The organism is Terriglobia bacterium (assembly GCA_036496425.1).
Taxonomy (GTDB): Bacteria; Acidobacteriota; Terriglobia; order 20CM-2-55-15; family 20CM-2-55-15; genus 20CM-2-55-15.
The window spans coordinates 1-2,227 of the sequence record DASXLG010000034.1; the positions used below are offsets into that span (position 1 = coordinate 1).

Below are 2,227 nucleotides of genomic sequence, written 5' to 3' on the forward strand. Positions count from 1 at the left end.
ACAAGCGGATCCCGACCGGCGCCTGGAACACAATCCTGTCGCCGGTAGAAGCTGCCATGCTGCCATACAGCGAGGACCTCTAACGAGGCCCGCAACTGAGGCACGGCTTCAGGTAAACGCCCGACATGAGTCCGCTCGAAGCCTTGCTGGCCCCGGTTCCGAGCCGAGTTGATGCGCCAGAGCGGTCGCGTCTCCCGCTGCCTTCCCGCGAAGCCGTATTTGACCGCAAGAATCGGATTGAATTCCCGCCTTGGCGCGACGAGTTCCATGATAGATCGCAAATGCGAGCGCGACTGATGGACCAGGCAACGCACTATTACCTTGTCTTTGAAACAGCGGACGGCTTTTGCGGCATCGGCTGGAACAGCGTGGGCATCACGCGCTTCCAGTTGCCGACAAGAAGCCCGGAAGCAACGAAACGAATACTGCTCCACCGGACGCCCGGCGCAAAACCCGGCACGCCCACGCCGGAGGTGGCCGAGGCCATCGTCGCCGTGAAACGCTATTTCGAGGGCGAGGAGACGGATTTTTCCGGCGTCAAGCTCGATCTCGGCGGGCAGGACCCGTTTTTCGAGCGCATCTATCAAGCGGCGCGGCGGGTCGGATGGGGGCATACGACGACTTATGGTGTGTTGGCGAAAGAACTTGACGCCGGGCCGGAGGCCGCGCGCGATGTCGGTTTAGCCATGGCCAGGAATCCGGTGGCACTGATCATTCCCTGCCACAGGGTCCTGGCGGCGGGTGGCAAGATCGGCGGTTTTTCTGCGCCCGGAGGCTCGGCAGCTAAAAAACACATGCTCGCGCTGGAGGGCGTTCGCCTCGATCCTCCGTCACCGGCTCAGCAATCTTTCCAGTTTTGAGACGGGCAAGCGCCTAAGCGAAGAGACGGAGTGTCGTGAGAGTCGCCGGGCCTGAGCCGCTCTTGTTTGGAACAACCGTGAGACGGAGATGGGTGACCTGCCGTAGATCAACGCGTTGGTCTTCGCGCTGAAAGGTGGCTCCCCGGGGACTGAAATTGTATTCCTGAACCAGAATCTGGCGATACGTCCGGCCTCCATCGTCCGACGCTTCCAGGCGCACCTCCTGGGTGCGTTCGCGCATCGTCTCCTGGACTTCGTAGACGAGCCGCGAGATCGCCCGCGGCTGGTCAAATTCCACCACGATGTGTTCCGCCGTGTCGGGACGCGCGCTGACCCAGCGCGTTCCTCCCGGGCCGGACTGTCCATCGAGGATATTTTCAACCGGGTGAGCGGCGTCCTCGGATGAGTAGGCGATCGTCGCGCAGCAGGCTATATCGATCTCATCCGCTGCGCGCCCGATCGTCGCCGTATCGGCTGCCAACGATCGCTTGCGGACCAGCGGGCGTTCCGTCATCTCCTGGTATCGATCATGTAACGAGGTTTTCGTCAGAAAACGGGCAGGCCGCCTTTGCGGGGATCCCAGTCCTTGCGGACCTGATCCTCGACCGGCAAGCCGCTGGAAGTGGTTGGGTTGCGCTCACGGTGTTTCTTATCAACCGGCTTTGGCTTGTACACGTCCTGGACCAGGTGGTCGATGGTGGCCTTCTCGCGCATATGGCGCCTCTGCGTGCGTTCCGGTGCTTTGGCCATTCAATCCTCCCGAAGCGTTACCCGCATTTTTCAGGTGTTGCCACATTGATCGCGCCTGTCAGGTGGGCGACAAGACGGCCCCTGCGAAGGCGCGCGACCTTATTCTCGCCCGTATAAAGGCTTTGAAATCCGAACACTTGAAAAACTGAAACGTGTTCCGGTTTTTCTGTTGCGATCAATCCGGCGAATCTTGTGTGCGTTCCTCGCGAATGCCTTTGATTGCAGATTCGAACCTCTCTACCTAATCGGCCTCCCCCGGGCTGCACAGCGCCGGAATACGGACCCGCTGAGAACGTATGGCAATCACCAACCGTTCTAGCGATTGCTCGTCGATGCGGTGCAAGGGAGATATCGCTATTTGCTCATCGCGCTCACCGGTATCGCTCCCGTTTAGGCGTAAGTGGGACCAGCGGTTCGAATCCGCTTTCCTCCATCAATGAGTCTGGCGCGAACCTGAGTTTCCAACGGGGTCGTCTAACCAGCCACCAAGTCGGTATCCAACGAACTTTCGATACTTGGGCTGACAGAAGGAATGGGCTAAAGTTGTTGCAATGCTGGTCGGATTCCGGAGCCGAGTTCAATCGGCAAAGTGAAGCGGAACTCGCACCGGCGCAGTA

The 2,227-nt window shown here is 59.9% G+C and carries 4 protein-coding genes; 1 reads left to right on the forward strand and 3 read right to left on the reverse strand.

Annotation, left to right across the window (positions count from 1 at the left end; translation table 11 throughout):
- A partial coding sequence (locus tag VGK48_02435; protein HEY2380017.1) for a hypothetical protein occupies window positions 1–269 on the reverse strand: 269 nt, incomplete at its 3' end.
- 27 nt (window positions 270–296) lie between these two features.
- Between VGK48_02435 and VGK48_02440 the strand changes: the two genes are divergently transcribed.
- Window positions 297–860, forward strand: coding sequence for a methylated-DNA--[protein]-cysteine S-methyltransferase (locus VGK48_02440; GenBank protein HEY2380018.1), 564 nt, complete (start codon window positions 297–299; stop codon window positions 858–860).
- 13 nt (window positions 861–873) lie between these two features.
- Here the strand turns inward: VGK48_02440 and VGK48_02445 are convergent, their stop codons facing one another.
- Window positions 874–1,374 (reverse strand): discoidin domain-containing protein, encoded by a 501-nt coding sequence (locus VGK48_02445; GenBank protein ID HEY2380019.1) that lies wholly within the window; start codon window positions 1,372–1,374, stop codon window positions 874–876.
- A gap of 32 nt (window positions 1,375–1,406) precedes the next feature.
- Window positions 1,407–1,610 carry a hypothetical protein gene (locus VGK48_02450; GenBank protein HEY2380020.1) on the reverse strand — a complete coding sequence of 68 codons (204 nt, stop codon included), beginning with the start codon at window positions 1,608–1,610 and terminating at the stop codon, window positions 1,407–1,409.
- Window positions 1,611–2,227 lie beyond the last annotated feature (617 nt).